Consider the following 17,626-nt stretch of genomic DNA (forward strand, 5'->3'; position numbering starts at 1 on the left):
CCTATCGACCAGTAGCGTGGTGCCCGATGCCCGAGCCCCGCACCCCCTGGTCCTCGCCCGACGCGGCACCGCCCGCGCCGGGCGCGCCGTCGAACCCTGCCGCCAGGCTGCTGAACCTGGTCATCGCGCTGGTGAACACGAACGCGTCGATGACGAAGCAGCAGATCCGCACGAGCGTCGCGGGGTACGGCGACGCGCCGTCCCCGGACGCGTTCGAGCGCATGTTCGAGCGGGACAAGGACACGTTGCGGGACCTGGGCATCCCGATCGTCACGGTCGACGCGGGCGGGCACGCCGACGAGGTGGGGTACCGCATCGACCAGGACGCGTACGCGCTGCCCGCGGTGGACCTCACGCCGGCGGAGCTGGGGGTCCTGGCCCTGGCGGCGCAGTTCTGGCAGGACAAGTCGCTGCGGACGGACATCTCGCGCGCGCTGACGAAGCTGCGCGCCGCGGGCGCGGGGGAGACGGCGATGGACGCCGTCGCGGGCCTGGTGCCGCGCGTGCGGGCCGTGGGCGACGCGTACACGACGCTGCTCGACGCGATCTCGCAGCGCCGCGCGGTGTCGTTCACGTACCGGGCGGCGAGCACGGGCGAGGTGCGTCCCCGGCGCGTGCAGCCGTGGCGCATCGCGGCGCGACGCGGCGGCTGGTACCTCGTCGGGTTCGACGCCGACCGGGACGCGCCGCGGTCGTACCGGCTCAGCCGCGTCGAGGGCCGGGTACGTGCCACGGGTCCGCGCGACGCGTTCGACGTGCCTGAGCACGTGGACGTCGACGCGTTCCTCGGCGGGCACGGCGCCGGCGGGGTCGCGCGCCTCGCCGTCGTGCCGGAGCGCGCCGCGGCGCTGCGGGCGCGCGGCAAGGTCGTGGGTTCGATCCCCGCCGCCGGTGCGCCCGGTCCGGGGCGCGACGTCGTGGAGGTGCCGTTCGACGTGCGGACCGCGCTGGCCGACGAGGTCGTGGGCTACGGCGACGCGGTGCTCGTGCTGGAACCACCCGAGCTGCGCGACGTCGTCGTGCGCCGGCTGCAGGAGGCCGCCGGGCTGGGCGGGTCGAGCGGCGTGGGGGAGGAGGACCGTGGCTGAGCGCGCGGACGACCGGCTGGTGCGCCTGCTGGGCATCGTCGCCTACCTCGACGGCGCGGGCCCGGTGCCCGTGGGCGAGCTCGCGCGGCACTTCGGCGTCAGCGAGCGCCAGGTGCTCGAGGACGTCGACGCCCTGTGGGTGTCGGGCACGCCCGGCTACTGGCCCGACGACCTCATCGACTTCGACGCCGACTCGATCGAGCGTGGCGTCGTGCGCCTCACGGAGGCGCGCGGCATGACCCGGCCGCTGCGGCTCGGCACGCGCGAGGCGGTGGCGCTCGTGGCCGCGCTGCGGGCGATGCGTGAGACGGGCGCCGTGCAGGCCGACCCGGAGCGGGCGCGCGTCGTCGAGTCCGTCCTGACGAAGCTCACCGACGCCACGGGCGAGGCCGCCGCGGCGCTCGACGTGCGGCTCGCGCCCGAGGGCGACCCGCAGGTCGTGTCGACGATCGCGAGCGCCCTCGCCGCCGGGCACCGCCTGCGCATCCGCTACGTGACCGCGGCGGACGAGGCGTCGGACCGCGAGATCGACCCCGTGAGCCTGCACACCCAGGACGAGCACGCCTACCTGCTCGCGTGGTGCCACCGCGCGCAGGGGCGCCGCACGTTCCGCGTCGACCGCATCCTCGACGCCGTCGAGCTCGACACCCCGGTCCAGGCGCACGACGTCGACCCGGACGTCGACTTCACCCCGGCGGGCGACGCCCCCCTCGCGACGCTCGTCCTCGCGAGCCAGGCACGGACCGTGGCCGAGCAGGTGCCGGTCGAGTCCGTGCGGGACCTGCCCGACGGCGCGTTCGAGGTGCGCCTGCGCGTCACCAACCCGGTGTGGCTGCGCCAGCTCCTCCTGGCGCGGGCCCGGCACGTGCGTTCCGTCGAGCCCGCGTCCGTCGCCGACGACGTGCGCGAGACGGCGCGCGCCGCCCTCGCCGCGTACGCGCGCCTCGACGACGCTCCCGCTGGTTAGGGTGGGCGGCATGTGGTTCTGGGTGTGGACGCTGCTCGTCGTGGGCACGCTCGTGGTCGCGTTCTTCCTCGCCCGGCGCCTGTGGCGCTCGGTGAAGGGACTGGGGCGCGAGCTCGCGCGCGCCTCGCAGGTCGCGAGCGACCTCGGGACGCGCGCCGACGAGATCGCGCGGCGCCTCGAGGCGGAGCAGCCGTCCACGGCACCCACGCTGTACGACGACCCCGTCGTGCTGCGCGGACGCGTCGACGCGCTGCGGGCCGAGAAGGCCGGACGGCGTGTCCTGCGCCGGCAGCGCGACGAACAGGTGTGGGCACGGTGGCGCCGGTTCAACGCGTAGACTTCTGACCTGTCGTACCCGGTCCTCGAGGAGGAGTCGCACATGGGCATGTTGAAGCCCTGGCACATCATCGTGCTCGTCGTCGTGATCCTGCTGCTCTTCGGGGCGCGCCGGCTCCCCGACCTCGCGCGCAGCGTCGGTCAGTCGCTCAAGATCTTCAAGAAGGAGGTCAAGGAGCTGAACGAGGACGACACCCCCACGACGCCTCCTTCCTCCGTCACCCCGACCGACCGTGTCCCCGGGACCGGCACGTCGACCGTTCCCGGAGGGACCACGTCGCCCGCCCCGGACGACTCCTCCCCGAGGTGATCGGTGTCACGCACCACCCGTCGTGACCCCGAGGGGCGGATGGCGCTGCGCGAGCACCTGCTCGAGCTGCGCAAGAGGCTCTTCCTCGCGGCATGCGGCCTCGTCGCGGGCGCACTCGTCGGCTGGGTTCTCTACGAACCGCTGCTCGAGGCCCTGCAGGCCCCCCTCCAGCAGGCGGCCGAGGAGCAGAACAAGGTCATCAGCCTGAACTTCTCCGGCCTCGCGTCCGCGCTCGACATGAAGGTCAAGGTCTCGCTCTTCCTCGGCGTGATCGTCTCGTGCCCCTGGTGGCTCTACCAGCTGTGGGCGTTCATCACCCCGGGGCTCACGTCCAAGGAGAAGCGTTACGCCGTCGGCTTCCTCGCGGGCTCGGTGCCGCTGTTCCTCGGCGGCGCGCTCCTCGCGTGGTGGGTGCTGCCGCACGCCGTGGACATCCTCGCGGGCTTCGTCCCGGAGGGTGCGACGAACCTCGCGGACGCCCAGGGCTACCTGAGCTTCGTCATGCGCCTCGTCCTGGCGTTCGGCCTGGCGTTCGTCATGCCGGTCGTCCTCGTCGCGCTCAACTCCGCGGGGCTCATGCGCGCCTCCACGATGGCCCAGGGCTGGCGCTGGGCCGTGCTCATCGCGTTCGTCTTCGCGGCCGTCATGACGCCCACCCCGGACGCGCTGACGATGATCTTCGTCGCCCTGCCCATCTGCGCCCTGTACTTCGGCGCGCTCGGCATCAGCTACCTGCACGACCGCCGCGTCGACAAGCGCGACGCCGCCCGGCTCGCCCTGTGAACCGAGCGCACCACCCGCGCCCCGTGCGGCGCGCGGGACGCCCGTGAGCACGATCGCGCTCGTCGTCAACCCCACCGCCGGGCGAGGCCGCGGCCGCGTCGGCGGGGAGCGCACCGCCGCGGCGCTGCGCTCCGCCGGTCACGAGGTCGTCGACCTCAGCGCCCCGAGCCTCGCCCTCGCGCAGGAGTCCGCCGACGCCGCGGTGCGCGGGCTCGTGGGCCGCGGCAGGGTCGACGCGCTCGTCGTCGTCGGCGGCGACGGCATGGTGCACCTCGGCGTCAACGCGGCAGCCGGAACCGGGACACCGCTCGGGATCGTGGCCATCGGGACCGGAAACGACTTCGCGCACGCCCTCGGCCTCCCGACAGGACGCGTCGACCCGTGCGTCGACGCCGTCGTGCGGGCCGTCACCCACCGCACCACGCGCGCCGTCGACGCCGCCCGCGTCACCACGCCGGCCACCGGCGACACCCGTGCCACGACCGGACCCGGCGGACACGGGCCAACCGCGCCACCACCCACCGCGCCACCACCCGGCACGGCGCCGCACGAGCCGACGCGCGTCATGGTGCCCCGCTGGTACGCGGGCGTGCTGTCCGCGGGCGTCGACGCGGCCGTCAACGCGCACGCCAACGCCGCGACCTGGCCACGCGGGCGTGCCCGCTACGCACGTTCGGCCCTGCGCGAGATCGCGCGCTACCGCCCCTACGGGTACCGGGTCACCCTCGCGGGCGTCCCCGACGCCCCGAGCACCGGCAGCCCGCCCGACGTCATCGCCGGCGCGCCCCTCGTGCCGGGTGCGGGACCCGACGGGCCGACCCTCGTCTGGGAGTCTCCGGGCGCGCTCGTCTCCGTCGCCAACGGACCTCGCGTCGGCGGCGGGATCCGCATCGCGCCCGACGCGCTCGTCGACGACGCGCTCCTCGACGTGGTCCTCGCCGGACCGTTCACGCGCCGCGGCGCGGCCGCGATCTTCCCCGGCATGTACGCCGGACGGCACCTCGCGAACCCGGGCGTCGGCACGGTCCGCGCCCGCGTCGTGACGATCGAGCCCACCGCCGCCGGCGCGACGCCCCCGCACGCCTTCGCCGACGGCGAGCACCTCGGCCCGCTGCCCCTGCGCGTCGAGATCGTCCCCGGGGCGCTGCACGTGCTCACGTCCACGCCTCCCACGGCCTGACCACCACCCCGCAGCGGACGGGGACGTGCCGGGCGAGGTGGGCGCCGGACCGTAGGCTGAGGCCATGACGGCAGCTGACACGTCCGCCGACTCACCCGCCGCCCGGTACGCCGCCGCACGCGCGCGCCAGTCCGCGGCTCGCACGCGGCTCGCCGAGTTCCGCCACGTCCTCGACTTCCCGCTCGACGACTTCCAGGAGCGCGCGTGCGAAGCCCTCGAGGAGGGGCGGGGCGTCCTCGTCGCGGCCCCCACCGGGGCGGGCAAGACCGTGGTCGGCGAGTTCGCCGTCCACCTCGCGCTCGCGACCGGGCGCAAGGCGTTCTACACGACCCCCATCAAGGCGCTGTCGAACCAGAAGTACGCCGACCTCGTGCGCCGGCACGGCGCCGACAACGTCGGCCTGCTGACCGGGGACACCACGATCAACGGGGACGCCCCGGTCGTCGTCATGACGACCGAGGTGCTGCGCAACATGCTCTACGCGGGGTCCACCGCGCTCGACGGCCTCGGGTACGTCGTCATGGACGAGGTGCACTACCTCGCCGACCGGTTCCGCGGACCCGTGTGGGAAGAGGTGATCATCCACCTGTCCGACGACGTGCAGCTCGTCTCCCTGTCCGCGACCGTGTCCAACGCGGAGGAGTTCGGCGACTGGCTCGAGATGGTGCGCGGCGACACGACCGTCGTCGTCAGCGAGCGCCGCCCCGTGCCGCTGTGGCAGCACGTCCTCGTCGCGTCGGCGAACCCGACGGGCGCGGACCGGCACGCGGGCCGCGCAGGGTTCGGGGCGGACCTGCTCGACCTGTACGCGGGGCACGTCGACCCGACCGACCCCGGGGTGAACCCGCCCATCAACCCGGACCTGCTCGCCGCGTTCCGCGCTGCGCCGCGCTCGGGCACGTCGGGGCCGGGCGGGCGCCGCGGCGCGGGGGACCGCGGGTACCGGGGGCGCGGCGGCAGGCGGCCGGGCCCGGAGCGGTCCGGGTTCGCCCGGCGCACCCCGTCACGCTTCTCCGTGGTGGACGCGCTCGACGAGGACGCGCTGCTGCCCGCGATCTACTTCATCTTCTCCCGCGCCGGGTGCGAGGGCGCAGTCACGCAGTGCCTCACCGCGGGGCTGCGGCTCACGTCGGCGGAGGAGGAGGCGGAGATCCGCCGGGTCGCGGAGGAGCGCACCGCGACCATCCCGACCGAGGACCTCGACGTCCTCGGGTACTGGACGTGGAGCGAGTCCCTCGCGCGCGGCGTCGCGGCCCACCACGCCGGCATGCTGCCCGTGTTCAAGGAGACGGTCGAGGACCTGTTCAGCCGCGGCCTCATCAAGGTCGTGTTCGCCACGGAGACCCTCGCGCTCGGCATCAACATGCCCGCGCGCTCCGTGGTGCTCGAGCGGCTCGTGAAGTGGGACGGGTCCGCGCACGTGGACGTCACCCCCGGGGAGTACACGCAGCTCACCGGGCGCGCGGGGCGGCGCGGCATCGACGTCGAGGGGCACGCGGTCGTCGTGGACCACGCCGGCCTGGACCCCGTGCAGCTCGCGGGCCTGGCGTCCAAGCGCCTGTACCCGCTGCGCTCGAGCTTCCGGCCCACGTACAACATGGCGGTCAACCTCGTCGCGCAGGTGGGGCGGGACCGGGCGCGCGACGTGCTGGAGACGTCGTTCGCGCAGTTCCAGGCCGACCGCGGCGTCGTCGGGCTCGCGAAGCAGGCGCAGGCGCACGCCGAGGCCCTCGACGGGTACGCGCAGGCCATGACGTGCGACCGCGGCGACTTCTCGCAGTACGCGGCCCTGCGGCGCCGCATCGCCCAGCGCGAGACGGACCTGTCCCGGGCGGCGAGCCGGTCCCGGCGGGCCGAGGTGGTCGCGGCGTTCGAGCGGCTGCGCCCCGGCGACGTGGTCGAGGTGCCGTCCGGCCGCCGGGCGGGGTACGTCGTCGTGCTCGACCCGGGGGAGGGCGCCGGGTTCGACGGGCCGCGCCCGACGGTGCTCACGCAGGACCGCGCCGTGAAGAAGCTCACGGTCGCGGACGCTCCCGGCGGGCTCCGCGTCGTCGCACGGGTCAAGGTCCCCAAGGCGTTCAACCCCCGCGTCCCGGCGCAGCGGCGCGACCTCGCGTCGAGCCTGCGCAACGCGCTCGGTGCGCTCGACGAGCCCGGCGGCCGCCCCGGGAAGGCGGCGCGGGGGCGGTCCGGCGCCGCGGACGACGCCGAGCTCGCCCGCCTGCGCGCGCAGCTGCGGGCCCACCCGTGCCACGGATGCCCCGACCGGGAGGAACACGCCCGGTGGGCCGAGCGGTGGGCCCGGCTCAAGAAGGAGCACGACCAGCTCGTGCGCCGCGTCGAGGGCCGCACCGGGTCGATCGCCAAGCTGTTCGACCGCACGTGCGACGTCCTGCTCGAGCTCGGGTACCTCGAACGGGCCGAGAACCAGCGGGCGACGAGCCCTGGCGCCGCCGACACGCTCGACGCCGACACGCTCGACGCCGACACGCTCGACGGCGACACGCTCGACGGCGACACGCTCGACGGCGACGCGTTCGACGCAGCACCCGACACCGGCGGCGAGCCGACCGGCGGCACGGTGCACGCCGGGGGGCTGCGCATCACGGCGGACGGGCGGTGGCTGCGCCGCCTGTACGCCGAGAACGACCTGCTGCTCGCCGAGTGCCTGCGGCGCGGCGTGTGGGACGACCTCGACGCCCCGGCCCTGGCCGCGGTGGTGTCGACGTGCGTGTACTCGGGGCGCCGGGACGAGCCCACGGAGCCGAACGTGCCCGGCGGGCCGCACGGTCCGCTCGCCCGCGCGCTCGACGCGACCGTGCGCGTGTGGTCCGAGGTCGAGGACCTGGAGAGCGCGCACCGTCTGGAGGCGACGGGCCAGCTCGACGACGGTCTCGTCACCGCCGTGCACCGCTGGGCGGTGGGACGTAGCCTCGACGCGGTCCTGCGCGGGTCGGAGATCGCGGCCGGGGACTTCGTGCGCTGGTGCAAGCAGGTCATCGACGTGCTCGACCAGCTCGCGGGTGCCGCACCCACCCCTGCGCTGCGGCGCACGGCGGTGCAGGCGATCGAGCGGCTGCGCCGCGGCGTGGTCGCGTACTCGAGCGTGTGACGGAGCCACCTGCACGAACACCGCGAATGTGGCGGTATGGTGAAGGATTGTGGCCTCAACCTTGTACCGCGGTGGCGTGATCCACTCCTCGGCCGACCCCTTCGCCGAGGCCCTGCTCGTCGACGACGGCGTCATCGCCTGGATCGGCGCCGACGACACCGCCGACGGGCTCGCCGCCCGGGCCGACCGGGTGGTCGAGCTCGACGGCGCGCTCGTCGCACCCGGCTTCGTCGACGCGCACGTGCACCTGTTCGAGATCGGCCTCGCCCTCGCCGGGGTGGACCTGTCCGCGAGCGCCGGCGTGACGTCGCTCGGGTCGGCGCTGGACGCGGTGGCGAAGGCTGCCGCCGTGGCGGGGGACGACGAGGTCGTGCTGGCGTTCGGGTGGGACGAGCGGTCGTGGCCCGAGGGGCGTCCCCCGACGGCGAAGGAGCTGGACGCCGCCGCGGGTGGCCGGGCGGTGTACGCGGCGCGCGTGGACGTGCACTCCGCGGTCGTCTCGGCGGCGCTCGCGCGGCGGGCGGGGCTCGACGGCCGGCCCGGCTGGGACGCGTCGGGGTGGGTGACCGGCGAGGCGCACCACGTGGCGCGCGACGCGGCGCGCGAGGTGTCGCCGGGGCGACGCACGGACCTGTACCGGGCGGCGCTGCGCGCAGCGGCGGAGCAGGGCATCGTGTCGGTGCACGAGATGAGCGCACCGCACATCGACACCCGGGCCGGGCTGCGCGAGGTGCTCGACCTGACGCACGACGCGGCGGGCGGGCTGGCGCACGTCGTGGCGTACCGGGGCGAGCTGTGCACGACGGCCGACGACGCGCGCTCCCTCCTGGCGGACGTGCCGGGCCTGGCGGGCATCGCGGGGGACCTCAACGTGGACGGGTCGATCGGGTCGCGCACGGCGGCCATGCGGCAGCCGTACCGGGACGCGCCGGTGCCGGGGGAGCGCGGCGCGCTGTACCTGACGGCGGAGCAGATCGCGAACCACCTGTCCGCGGTCGCGGCGGCCGGGACGCAGGGCGGGTTCCACGTCATCGGCGACCGCGCGATGGACGAGCTCGTGCTGGGCCTCAAGGCGGCGGCGGACGTGCACGGGGCGAGCTCGGTGCGTGCGGCGCGGCACCGGGTCGAGCACGCGCTGTTCGTCGACGCGACCGCGCTGGCGACCCTGCTGCTGTTCGGCGTGTCCCTGAGCGTCCAGCCCGCGTTCGACGCCGCGTGGGGCGGCCCCGGCGGCATGTACGCGGCGCGCGTCGGGGCGACGCGCGCGGAGGGGCTGAGCCCGTTCGCGGACCTCGCGGGGGCGGGCGTGCCGGTCGCCTTCGGGTCGGACGCCCCGGTGACGCGGCTCGACCCGTGGGCGGGGGTCCTGGCGGCGATGTCGCACGTCGACCTGGACCAGCGGGTCTCGGCGCGGGCGGCGTTCCAGGCGCACACGCGCGGCGGGTGGCGCATCGCCGGCCTGGACCACACGGGCGCGGGCCAGCTGCGCGTCGGCGCGCCCGCGCACCTCGCGGTGTGGCGCGCGGAGCACCTCGTGGTGCAGGGCACCCTGGGGCGTCCTGCGTCGTCGTGGAGCACGGACGCCCGCTCGGGTACGCCGCTCCTGCCCGAGCTCGGTGGGGACGCCCCGCGGCCCACGTGCCTGCAGACCGTGCGGGACGGCGTCGTGCTGTTCGACACGTTCGGGTGAGAAAGTCCGCGCACGCCGGACAGGTTCCGGTTGACAGTGCGAGGAGCGGGAGTAGTTTCGACAGGGTGTTCCGGCCCCCGCGGCCGCAGGGGGATCAGCCACCGTCGACGATCCCTCGGCATGCTGCGACGGGTGTGTCTGGCCGGGCCCGCGCGCTCAGTAGAAAACGTGCCCAGCCGGTGGCGGCAAGGCACGGGCCGAAGGGCGCGCGGGCCCGCCGCACCCTGCTGCGCGCTCTCGTCGTCCGTGCGTCGCCCGCTCGTCGCCCGCGGCCGCCGCGCACCGAGTCCGTGCAGGCACGTGGCGTATCCTGCACCCCGTGCCAGCCCCAGCGTCCGCGACCGACCCGAGCCTCGGTCGGCCCGCTCCGAGCCCTCGACGTGACGCGGGCGGCCCTGTCTCCCGACCGCTGACCCTGCTCCTCGCGCTCCTCGGTGGCCTGCTCACGGATGCCGCGTTCCCCGACCGGGGCTGGTGGCCCGCCGCGTTCGTCGGCGTCGGCCTGCTGTTCTGGGCGCTGCGTCGCGACGACGCCCGGTGGGGCGCCCTGGTCGGTCTCGTGTGGGGACTGTCGTTCTTCCTGCCGCACCTGTGGTGGGCGAACGAGGCGACCGACACCGTCCCGTGGATCGCGCTGTCCGTCATGGAGGCCTGCTTCGTCGCGGTGCTGGGTGCTGCCTGGGTGTGGGCGCGGCGCTGGTCCTGGCTGCGGGGCCGACCCGGCCGGCAGGCGGTCGCGTTCACGGTGCTGTTCGTCGGCGTCGAGCAGGCGCGCACCGAGGTGCCGTTCGGCGGGTTCCCCTGGGGCCGGCTCGCGTTCTCCCAGGCCGGCTCCCCGCTCGGGCGCGCGGCGTGGCTCGGCGGCGAGGTGCTCGTCTCCCTCCTCGTCGCGCTCGTCGGCTCGCTGCTCGCCGCCGCCGTCCTCGCCGTCGCGCGGCGCCGCGCCGCCGCGGCGCACACGGTGCCCGGGACGCCCGGGGCGGACCGGGAGGGCGGCACGCGCGGGACCGCCTCCGTGGTGGTGCCGCTCCTCGTCGCGGGCGCGCTCGTCGCCGCGCCGCTGCTCGTGCCGCTCGACACCCGCGCGCAGGCCGGCACGCTCGAGGTCGGCGCCGTGCAGGGCAACGTCGGCGAGCCGGGGCTCGGGTCGTTCGCGAACCGGGCCGAGGTGCTGAACAACCACCTCGACGGCACCGTCGCGCTGCTGGACCAGGTGGACCCGGGAGAGCTGGACGTCGTGCTGTGGCCGGAGAACGGCTCGGACCTGGACCCGCAGGAGGCCCCCGAGGTCGCCGCGGCGATCGACGACGCCGCGCGCGAGGTCGGCGCGCCGATCCTCGTCGGCGCCCAGGAGTTCCCGGAGACGGGCGGGCGGTACAACGTGGCGCTGCTCTGGGAGCCGGGCGCCGGCGTGGTCGACCGGTACGCCAAGCAGCACCCCGCACCGTTCGGCGAGTACATGCCGCTGCGCCCGCTCCTGCGGGTCTTCTCCGACCAGGTCGACCGCGTGACCATCGACATGATCCCCGGCGACGAGACCGGCGTGGTCGACCTCGCGTCCGAGCGGCTGGGGCGCACCGTGCCGCTGGGTGTCGTCATCTGCTTCGAGGTCGCCTACGACGAGCTCGTGCGCGACGCGGTTCGTGCCGGTGCCGAGGTGCTCGTCGTCCCGACGAACAACGCGTCCTTCGGGTACACGGCCGAGTCGACCCAGCAGCTCGCGATGTCACGGCTGCGCGCGATCTCGACCGGGCGCGCGACCGTCCAGGTGTCCACGGTCGGGGTCAGCGGCGTGGTCGCGCCCGACGGCACCCTGCTGCAGAGCACGGACCTGTTCACCGCCGACCAGCTCGTCGCGTCCTTGCCGCTGCGTACCGACCTGACGCCGTCCGTGCGCGCCGGCGGCCTGCCCGCCCTCGTCGTCGGACTGCTCGCCGCGGGTCTCGTCCTCGCCGGGGTCGTCGGGTCGGTCCGCGAGCGCCGGCGCGGGCGCCCCGCCGACGGCACCACCGCTGCCGGGTCCGGCGCCTCGGTGGCCGCAGCGGACGGTCAGGACGGCCAGGAGGACCGCCGGTGAGCGACCGACCCGGGCGCGTGCTCGTCGTCGTGCCGACGTACGACGAGGCGCTGACCCTGCCGGGGACGCTCGCGCGCCTGCGCGCGGCGGTCCCGGCCGCGGACGTCCTCGTGGTCGACGACGCGTCGCCCGACGGGACGGGCGACCTCGCGGACACGGTCGCCGGCCGGGACGCGGCGGTGCACGTGCTGCACCGCGCGGGCAAGGAGGGGCTGGGGGCCGCGTACGTCGCGGGCTTCGGGTGGGCACTGGAGCGCGGGTACGACGTCGTGGTGGAGATGGACGCCGACGGGTCGCACCGCCCGGAGGAGCTGCCGCGCCTGCTCGACGCGCTGGCCGCGGCCCCGGCAGGCGCTCCGGACGGCGCCGCGAGCGCGGGCCGGTCGGGGCGAGCGGACCTGGTGATCGGGTCGCGCTGGGTGCCGGGCGGCGAGGTGGAGAACTGGCCGTGGCACCGCGAGGTGCTCTCGCGGGGCGGCAACGCGTACGTGCGGCTCGCCCTCGGGCTGCGGCTGCGGGACGCGACGGCCGGGTTCCGCGCCTACCGGGCGGACGCGCTGCGGGCGCTGGACCTCGCGGCCGTGGAGTCGCACGGGTACTGCTTCCAGGTCGACATGGCGTGGCGCGTCGCCCGGGCCGGGGGTCGCGTCGTGGAGGTCCCGATCACGTTCGTCGAACGCACGGCGGGGCGGTCCAAGATGAGCCGGGCCATCGTCGCCGAGGCGCTGTGGAAGGTCACCGTGTGGGGTGCCCGACGTCGCGCGGAGCAGCTCGCGTCGTTCGTCCGGCGGGGTCGCACGCACCGGCCGTAGCCGCCGGACCCGGCGCCGCGAGCATGCGCCGGTCGGGACGCCGACGGGGCCGGGCGCAGGAAAGGCCCGGTCCGTGGGGACCGGGCCCTCGTGCGAGCAGCCGTCGCGCGCCGACCGGTTCGGTCGGCTGCGGGCGTCAGGCGGAGCGGCGGAGCTTGCCGGCGCGCAGCAGGTCGAGGCGCTCGTCGAGGAGCTCCTCGAGCTCGGAGATCGTGCGGCGCTCGAGCAGCATGTCCCAGTGGGTGCGGGCAGGCTTGCCGGCCTTGGGCTCGGGGCGCTCGGCGTCACGCAGGAGCGCCTCGGCGCCGCAGCGGCACTCCCACACGGGAGGGACCTCGGCGTCGGTCGAGAACGGCAGGATGATGGTGTGGCCGTTGGGGCAGTCGTAGTGCGCCTGGAAGCGGGGCGCGAAGTCGACGCCCTCGTCCGACTCCATGCTCTTCGCACCGATGCTCATGCCACGCAGCGAACGGTCGGCCATGGTGTCCTCCAGAGGATCGTCGGGGGTGTACGGGGCGGGCCCGTGGGTGCGAGCGTGCCCGGTCTACGAGTACGCAACGCCGTGTCGTGGTGGGGTGTTCCGACGCGGGGTGAAGGTCCGGTGAACGTCGCGGTCGCGGCCCGCCGGGCGGGCCGCGCGACGTCGGGGCCGGGTCCGCCACGGCGCGTCGCCGTCCCAGGCTCCCGGGTTTCGATGCCCCGCGCAACTCGCGCGGCGTGAGATCCGCCGCTCCACGGCCAGGCTGCGGCGTCGGGAACAAACACGGAGGGTGTCCGGTTGAGCCGCATGTACATGCAAACGCATGAACCACAGGACGTCAGAGGACACTTGGAGCGCACCATGCAGTTCGGCATCTTCACCGTCGGCGACGTGACGACGGACCCCACGACGGGCCGGACCCCGGACGACACCGAGCGGGTGCGCGCGATGCTCACCATCGCGAAGCACGCCGACGAGGCCGGGCTGGACGTCTTCGCGACGGGCGAGCACCACAACCCGCCGTTCGTGCCGTCGTCGCCCACGACGATGCTCGGCTACCTCGCGGGTGTGACCAAGGACATCGTCCTGTCGACGTCGACGACGCTCATCACGACGAACGACCCGGTGCGCCTCGCCGAGGAGTACGCGATGCTCCAGGTCATCACCGACGGGCGCATGGACCTCATGATGGGTCGCGGCAACACCGGCCCGGTGTACCCGTGGTTCGGGCAGGACATCCGCAACGGCATCCCGCTCGCGGTCGAGAACTACGCGCTGCTGCGCCGCCTGTGGACCGAGGACGTCGTCGACTGGGAGGGGAAGTTCCGCACCCCGCTGCAGGGCTTCACCTCCACGCCGCGCCCCCTGGACGGGGTCCCGCCGTTCGTGTGGCACGGGTCGATCCGCAGCCCCGAGATCGCGGAGCAGGCCGCGTACTACGGCGACGGGTTCTTCCACAACAACATCTTCTGGCCCATGAGCCACACGAAGCAGATGGTGCAGTTCTACCGGCAGCGCTGGGAGCACCACGGTCACGGGCCCGCGGACACCGCGATCGTCGGCCTCGGCGGCCAGGTCTTCATGCGCAAGGACTCGCAGAAGGCGTGGGACGAGTTCCGCCCCTACTTCGACAACGCGCCCGTGTACGGGCACGGGCCGTCGATGGAGGACTTCACGCGCGAGACCCCGCTGACCGTCGGCTCGCCGCAGCAGGTCATCGACCGCTACGGGGCGATGCGCGAGGACGTCGGCGACTACCAGCGCCAGCTGTTCCTCATGGACCACGCCGGGCTGCCCCTCAAGACGGTCCTCGAGCAGATCGACCTCCTCGCGGGCGAGGTCGTGCCGGTCCTGCGCCGCGAGGCGGAGGCCGCGCGCCCCGCGCACGTGCCGTCCGGCCCGCCGACGCACGCCGAGCGCGTGGCCGCCGCCCGCGCCGCGGGCGAGACCCACGCCGGTCACGTCGGCGCTGCGGAGGACCGGTGGACCGGTCGCACCGCCGAGGACGACGCCTCCGCGCAGCAGCCCGCGCGCGCCGGCTCGGCCTTCGGCCTCTGACGCTCCTCCGCGAGCAACCGCCCGACGGCGTACGGTCACGGGGTGCGGACACCGCACCTCGGGACCGGCGCCGTCGGGCCACCGCGGGCCACGGGCTCGCAGCAGCACGCCGCAGCACACGCACGACATCGCAGCACCAGGAGCACCGCATGACCCAGCAGACCACCCCCGGCGGCACCGACCGGCGCCTCGTCGTCGTCTCCGCCGGCCTGTCCAAGCCCTCCTCGACCCGGCTGCTCGCCGACCGTCTCGGCGAGGCCGCCGTCCGCGAGCTCGGCGCGCTCGGGGTCACCGCCGAGGTCGAGACGGTCGAGCTGCGCGACCACGCGCACGCCGTCGTCGACACCATGCTCACCGGGTTCCCCACGGGCGAGCTGGCCGGCGTGCTCGACCGCCTCTACGCTGCGGACGGCATCGTCGTGACCACGCCGCTGTTCACCACGACCTACTCGGGCCTGCTCAAGTCCTTCGTCGACGTCCTCGACAAGGACGCGCTCACCGGCACGCCCGTCCTGCTCGGCGCGACCGGCGGCACGGCCAGGCACTCGCTCGCGCTCGAGTACTCGCTGCGCCCGCTGTTCACGTACCTGCGCGCCGACGTCGCCACGACGTCGGTGTTCGCCGCGACCGACGACTGGGCCGCGGGCGAGTCCGACTCCGGCGGGGGCCTGCCGCGACGCATCGCGCGCGCCGGTCGCGAGCTCGCGGAGAAGGTCGCGCTGCGCACCAGCAGCGGCCCCGCCGACCCGTTCGCCGACACCCCCGACTTCACCGCCCTCCTCGGGGGACTCTGACCTGACCCGGGCCGCCGCTTCCCGTCCCCCGGGCCGCTGACCTGCGCGGGCGCGCGCCACGGCGCCGGCGGAGGCCTTGCGTCGGCGCTCCCGGTCGGGGACGATCGGCACGAGGGGGCACCGGCACGACGGGGAACGGATCCATGACGGCAGCGCACGACGAGCACGGCACCGACGCCCCCGCCCGCCCGGCGCGCCGCAGCATCGGCGTCACCGCCCGCCGGGCCGATCCCGACCGGGCCACCGCCCGACGGTTCACCCCGGACCCGCGCTACCCGGCGATGTTCCACGTCGCCGGCGGGCGCCTCGTGTGGGACGGGACGCGGCTCCACCTCCTCGGCCCCGACGGCACCCGCGCGCGCGTCGAGCTGCCCGCCGGCCGCGTCACGCTCACGATCGGCGAGGGCGTCGTGGTCCACCTGCACCCGGCACGACCCGCCGCCGGGGGACGGGCCGCGAGCGCCCCCGGCACGTCGCGGGCCGTCGTGCTCGACCGGTCCGCGGAGCGCTTCGTCCGGTTCGCCCGTGCGCTGCGGGCGGCCCACCCCGGCGCCGTCACGATCGACGACCGCACCACGCCGTCCCCGCGCACGCCCCGCCTGCGGACCGCGTCGCGCGGCTCCGAGCACCGGCCGGGCGTGTTCGCGCGCACGGTGTGGCACGTGCACGCCCCGAGCACCTCGGGCTCCGACACCCACGCCGACGGGGGAGCTGACCTCGTGGAGCGGCTCGAGCGGCTCGCCGCGCTGCACCGCGCCGGCGACCTCACGGACGCCGAGTACGCCCGCGCCAAGGCCCGCCTGCTCGGCTGAGCGCCCCGGGCCGGGCCGTCCTGTGGCGGCACGCCGACGCCCCCGGGGCGCCGTCGGGCCCGGTGCGGCGTAGCGTGCCGAGGACGGAACTGTCGTCGACGACGCCCGCAGGAGGCCGCCATGTCGGACCGGGACTACCAGCTCGCCGCGATCGTGCTCTACCTGCTCGTCATGCTGGGCATCGGGTACTACGCCTACCGCCGCACGCAGAACCTCGACGGCTACATGCTCGCCAACCGCGGGCTCAGACCCTCCGTCGCCGCGCTGTCCGCCAACGCGTCCGACATGTCGGGCTGGCTCCTGCTCGGCCTGCCCGGCGCGATCTACGCCGCCGGCCTCGTCGAGGCGTGGATCGCGATCGGGCTCATCGTCGGCGCGTGGCTCAACTGGCGGTTCGTCGCCCCCCGGCTGCGTGCCTACACCGAGATCTCCGACAACGCGATCACCATCCCGAGCTTCTTCTCCAAACGGCTCAAGGGGGACAGCCGGCCCCTGCGCATCGCCGCGGCCCTCGTCATCCTCGTGTTCTTCACGTTCTACGTCTCCAGCGGCATGGTCGCCGCCGGGAAGTTCTTCGAGTCGTCCTTCGGCTGGCCCTACCTCACGGGGCTCGCCGTCGTCGCCGTCGTCACCCTCGGATACACGCTCTTCGGCGGGTTCCTCGGCGCCACCCTCACCGACGTCGCCCAGGGCCTGCTCATGCTCGCCGCCCTCATCGCCGTCCCCGTCGTCGCCGTCACCCAGATGGGCGGCGTAGGCGCCGTCGTCGACGAGGCCCGGGCCGTCAACCCGGACGCGTTCAACCTGTTCTCCGGGCTCAGCAACGAGGGCGCGTTCCTCGGGATCGTCGCGATCGTCTCCACCGCCGCGTGGGGACTCGGCTACTTCGGCCAGCCCCACATCATCGTCCGGTTCATGGCCCTGCGGTCCGTCAAGGAGGCGACCGTCGCGCGCCGCGTCAGCCTCACGTGGATGCTCCTCACCACCGGGGGCGCCGTCGCGACCGCCCTCATCGGCATCGCCTACTTCGCCGACGACCCCGCGCTGCCGCTCGACGACCCCGAGACGGTGTTCCTCGTCCTCAGCCAGATCCTCTTCCACCCGTTCGTCGCCGGGCTCGTCCTCGCCGCCGTCCTCGCCGCGATCATGTCCACCATGTCGAGCCAGCTCGTCGTGTGCTCCTCCGCGCTCGTCGAGGACCTGTACAACCTCGCCGGGCGACGCTCCTCCGAGAAGACCGAGCTGCTCCTCGGGCGCGGGGCAGTCCTCGCCGTCGCGGTGGTCGCCGCCGTCCTCGCCCTCGACGACGACTCCGCCATCCTCGACCTCGTCGCCTTCGCGTGGGCCGGGTTCGGCGCCGCCTTCGGGCCGATCGTGCTGCTGAGCCTCTACTGGCGCAAGCTCACGCCGGCGGGGGCGCTCGCCGGGCTCGTCACCGGTGCCGTGGTCGTGCTCGTGTGGGGGAACGTCTCCGCGCTCAGCGACGCCATGTACGAGATCGTGCCGGGCTTCCTGCTCAACCTGCTCGTCGCCGTCCTGGTCAGCCGGGCCACCGCGAGGTCGGACGCAGCGGTCGACGCCGAGTTCGACGCGATGGAGGCCGAGGTCGCCCGGAGCTGACGCCGGC

At 75.0% G+C, this 17,626-nt stretch carries 15 protein-coding genes; 14 read left to right on the top strand and 1 reads right to left on the bottom strand.

Annotated elements, in window-relative coordinates; genetic code table 11:
- Positions 1-26 precede the first annotated feature (26 nt).
- The 10 genes from ACZCLJ_RS03335 to ACZCLJ_RS03380 all read left to right on the top strand — a co-directional run bounded on the left by ACZCLJ_RS03335 (position 27) and on the right by ACZCLJ_RS03380 (position 12,355).
- Entirely contained in the window at positions 27-1,088 is a 1,062-nt protein-coding gene (locus tag ACZCLJ_RS03335; protein ID WP_251150995.1) for a helix-turn-helix transcriptional regulator, read from the top strand.
- The gene (locus ACZCLJ_RS03340; RefSeq protein ID WP_251150994.1) at positions 1,081-2,055 is read left to right on the top strand and encodes a helix-turn-helix transcriptional regulator; all 975 of its coding nucleotides are present in this window, start codon (positions 1,081-1,083) and stop codon (positions 2,053-2,055) included. Before ACZCLJ_RS03335 ends, ACZCLJ_RS03340 begins: the two co-directional genes overlap by 8 nt.
- A gap of 10 nt (positions 2,056-2,065) precedes the next feature.
- Complete coding sequence (locus ACZCLJ_RS03345) at positions 2,066-2,392, top strand: hypothetical protein (RefSeq protein WP_463105467.1); 327 nt, start codon at positions 2,066-2,068, stop codon at positions 2,390-2,392.
- Positions 2,393-2,434: 42 nt separating this feature from the next.
- The gene (gene tatA / locus ACZCLJ_RS03350) at positions 2,435-2,701 is read left to right on the top strand and encodes a Sec-independent protein translocase subunit TatA (RefSeq protein ID WP_251150992.1); all 267 of its coding nucleotides are present in this window, start codon (positions 2,435-2,437) and stop codon (positions 2,699-2,701) included.
- A gap of 39 nt (positions 2,702-2,740) precedes the next feature.
- Positions 2,741-3,484 (top strand): twin-arginine translocase subunit TatC, encoded by a 744-nt coding sequence (tatC, locus tag ACZCLJ_RS03355; RefSeq protein WP_463106344.1) that lies wholly within the window; start codon positions 2,741-2,743, stop codon positions 3,482-3,484.
- 43 nt (positions 3,485-3,527) lie between these two features.
- Positions 3,528-4,664 (top strand): diacylglycerol/lipid kinase family protein, encoded by a 1,137-nt coding sequence (locus ACZCLJ_RS03360; RefSeq protein WP_463105468.1) that lies wholly within the window; start codon positions 3,528-3,530, stop codon positions 4,662-4,664.
- Between the two features lie 64 nt (positions 4,665-4,728).
- Positions 4,729-7,776, top strand: a complete 3,048-nt coding sequence (locus ACZCLJ_RS03365; protein ID WP_463105469.1) for a DEAD/DEAH box helicase — start codon at positions 4,729-4,731, stop codon at positions 7,774-7,776.
- 49 nt (positions 7,777-7,825) lie between these two features.
- A complete protein-coding gene (locus tag ACZCLJ_RS03370) occupies positions 7,826-9,466 on the top strand; it encodes an amidohydrolase (RefSeq protein WP_463105470.1) in 1,641 nt (546 codons plus the stop codon).
- Positions 9,467-9,785: 319 nt separating this feature from the next.
- Positions 9,786-11,543, top strand: a complete 1,758-nt coding sequence (gene lnt / locus ACZCLJ_RS03375; protein WP_463105471.1) for an apolipoprotein N-acyltransferase — start codon at positions 9,786-9,788, stop codon at positions 11,541-11,543.
- Positions 11,540-12,355, top strand: a complete 816-nt coding sequence (locus ACZCLJ_RS03380) for a polyprenol monophosphomannose synthase (RefSeq protein ID WP_463105472.1) — start codon at positions 11,540-11,542, stop codon at positions 12,353-12,355. Before lnt ends, ACZCLJ_RS03380 begins: the two co-directional genes overlap by 4 nt.
- A 136-nt stretch (positions 12,356-12,491) precedes the next feature.
- Here the strand turns inward: ACZCLJ_RS03380 and ACZCLJ_RS03385 are convergent, their stop codons facing one another.
- The gene (locus ACZCLJ_RS03385) at positions 12,492-12,836 is read right to left on the bottom strand and encodes an RNA polymerase-binding protein RbpA (protein WP_069387551.1); all 345 of its coding nucleotides are present in this window, start codon (positions 12,834-12,836) and stop codon (positions 12,492-12,494) included.
- A 360-nt stretch (positions 12,837-13,196) separates the two neighbouring features.
- Between ACZCLJ_RS03385 and ACZCLJ_RS03390 the strand changes: the two genes are divergently transcribed.
- The 4 genes from ACZCLJ_RS03390 (at position 13,197) to putP (ending at position 17,619) form a co-directional block, all read left to right on the top strand.
- Positions 13,197-14,393, top strand: coding sequence for an LLM class flavin-dependent oxidoreductase (locus ACZCLJ_RS03390; RefSeq protein ID WP_251150987.1), 1,197 nt, complete (start codon positions 13,197-13,199; stop codon positions 14,391-14,393).
- 149 nt (positions 14,394-14,542) lie between these two features.
- Complete coding sequence (locus tag ACZCLJ_RS03395) at positions 14,543-15,187, top strand: FMN reductase (protein ID WP_251150986.1); 645 nt, start codon at positions 14,543-14,545, stop codon at positions 15,185-15,187.
- A gap of 143 nt (positions 15,188-15,330) precedes the next feature.
- A complete protein-coding gene (locus ACZCLJ_RS03400; protein WP_463105473.1) occupies positions 15,331-15,999 on the top strand; it encodes an SHOCT domain-containing protein in 669 nt (222 codons plus the stop codon).
- Between the two features lie 120 nt (positions 16,000-16,119).
- Positions 16,120-17,619 (top strand): sodium/proline symporter PutP, encoded by a 1,500-nt coding sequence (gene putP / locus ACZCLJ_RS03405; RefSeq protein ID WP_463105474.1) that lies wholly within the window; start codon positions 16,120-16,122, stop codon positions 17,617-17,619.
- The last annotated feature ends 7 nt before the right edge of the window (positions 17,620-17,626 follow it).

This window comes from Cellulosimicrobium sp. So1_17 (genome assembly GCF_055181235.1).

Excerpts from the sequence above, each read along its gene's own strand:
- ACZCLJ_RS03335 (WP_251150995.1), top strand. The coding sequence starts at position 27 with ATGCCCGAGCCCCGCACCCCCTGGTCCTCGCCCGACGCGGCACCGCCC.
- ACZCLJ_RS03345 (WP_463105467.1), top strand. The coding sequence starts at position 2,066 with ATGTGGTTCTGGGTGTGGACGCTGCTCGTCGTGGGCACGCTCGTGGTC.
- tatA (WP_251150992.1), top strand. The coding sequence starts at position 2,435 with ATGGGCATGTTGAAGCCCTGGCACATCATCGTGCTCGTCGTCGTGATC.
- tatC (WP_463106344.1), top strand. The coding sequence starts at position 2,741 with ATGGCGCTGCGCGAGCACCTGCTCGAGCTGCGCAAGAGGCTCTTCCTC.
- ACZCLJ_RS03365 (WP_463105469.1), top strand. The coding sequence starts at position 4,729 with ATGACGGCAGCTGACACGTCCGCCGACTCACCCGCCGCCCGGTACGCC.
- ACZCLJ_RS03385 (WP_069387551.1), bottom strand. The coding sequence starts at position 12,836 with ATGGCCGACCGTTCGCTGCGTGGCATGAGCATCGGTGCGAAGAGCATG.
- ACZCLJ_RS03390 (WP_251150987.1), top strand. The coding sequence starts at position 13,197 with ATGCAGTTCGGCATCTTCACCGTCGGCGACGTGACGACGGACCCCACG.
- ACZCLJ_RS03395 (WP_251150986.1), top strand. The coding sequence starts at position 14,543 with ATGACCCAGCAGACCACCCCCGGCGGCACCGACCGGCGCCTCGTCGTC.
- ACZCLJ_RS03400 (WP_463105473.1), top strand. The coding sequence starts at position 15,331 with ATGACGGCAGCGCACGACGAGCACGGCACCGACGCCCCCGCCCGCCCG.
- putP (WP_463105474.1), top strand. The coding sequence starts at position 16,120 with ATGTCGGACCGGGACTACCAGCTCGCCGCGATCGTGCTCTACCTGCTC.